This window comes from Streptomyces milbemycinicus, from assembly GCF_002154605.1.
Lineage (GTDB): Bacteria > Actinomycetota > Actinomycetes > Streptomycetales > Streptomycetaceae > Streptomyces > Streptomyces milbemycinicus.
Genome location: NZ_MUNE01000363.1, coordinates 1 through 1,174, shown reverse-complemented (window position 1 = coordinate 1,174; position 1,174 = coordinate 1). Strand labels below are relative to the sequence as shown.

General features: G+C 71.0%; 1 protein-coding gene. It reads left to right on the top strand.

Annotated elements, in window-relative coordinates; all coding sequences use genetic code 11:
- Positions 1 to 54: 54 nt before the first annotated feature.
- Positions 55 to 1,174, top strand: a 1,120-nt coding sequence (locus CCN51_RS27895) for an aldehyde dehydrogenase family protein (RefSeq protein ID WP_086860202.1), incomplete at its 3' end; no start/stop codon positions are given.

Sequence of the window (1,174 nt, the reverse complement as noted above, 5' to 3'; positions counted from 1 at the left end):
GCGGACTACTGTGGGTGTCTCACCCATCGGACACCTGACAGGGAGGGGTGGCACGTGACCACCGAACTGCGTCGTTTGCGCAACTACATCGACGGGGAGTTCCGGGACGCCGTGGACGGGCGGACCACGGAGGTGGTCAACCCCGCCACGGGCGAGGCCTACGCCACGGCGCCGCTCTCCGGCCCGGCGGATGTGGACGCCGCCATGGCCGCCGCCGCGGCCGCCTTCCCGGCCTGGCGCGATCTGGTCCCGGGCGAGCGCCAGAAGGCGCTGCTCAAGATCGCTGACGCCTTCGAGGCGCGGGCCGAGGAGCTGGTGGCCGTCGAGTCCGAGAACACCGGCAAGCCGCTCGCCCTCACCGCGAGCGAGGAGATCCCGCCCATGATCGACCAGATCCGCTTCTTCGCGGGCGCGGCCCGGATGCTGGAGGGGCGCTCGGCCGGTGAGTACATGGACGGGCTGACCTCGATCGTCAGGCGTGAGCCGGTCGGGGTGTGCGCGCAGGTCGCGCCGTGGAACTACCCGATGATGATGGCCGTGTGGAAGTTCGCCCCGGCGCTGGCGGCGGGCAACACCGTCGTCCTCAAGCCCTCCGACACCACCCCCGCCTCCACCGTGCTGATCGCCGAGATCATCGGCGGGGTGCTCACCGAGCTCGGCCACCCCGGGGGCGTCTTCAACGTCATCTGCGGCGACCGCGAGACCGGTCGGCTGATGGTCGAGCACTCCGTGCCCGCCATGGCCTCCATCACCGGCTCGGTGCGGGCCGGTATGCAGGTCGCCGAGAGCGCGTCGAAGGACATCAAGCGGGTCCACCTGGAGCTCGGCGGCAAGGCGCCGGTCGTGGTCTTCGAGGACACCGACATCCCCAAGGCCGTCGAGGACATTGCGGTCGCGGGCTTCTTCAACGCCGGCCAGGACTGTACGGCGGCCACCCGCGTACTGGTCCACGAGTCGATCCACGACGAGTTCGTGGCCGCCCTGGCCAAGGCCGCCGCCGACACCAGGACCGGCGCCGCCGACGACCAGGACGTGCTCTACGGCCCGCTCAACAACGCCAACCAGCTCGCGCAGGTCAGCGGCTTCATCGAGCGGCTGCCCGCACACGCCAAGGTCGAGGCGGGCGGCCACCGCGTCGGCGAGAAGGGCTTCTTCTACGCCCCCACCGTCGTCC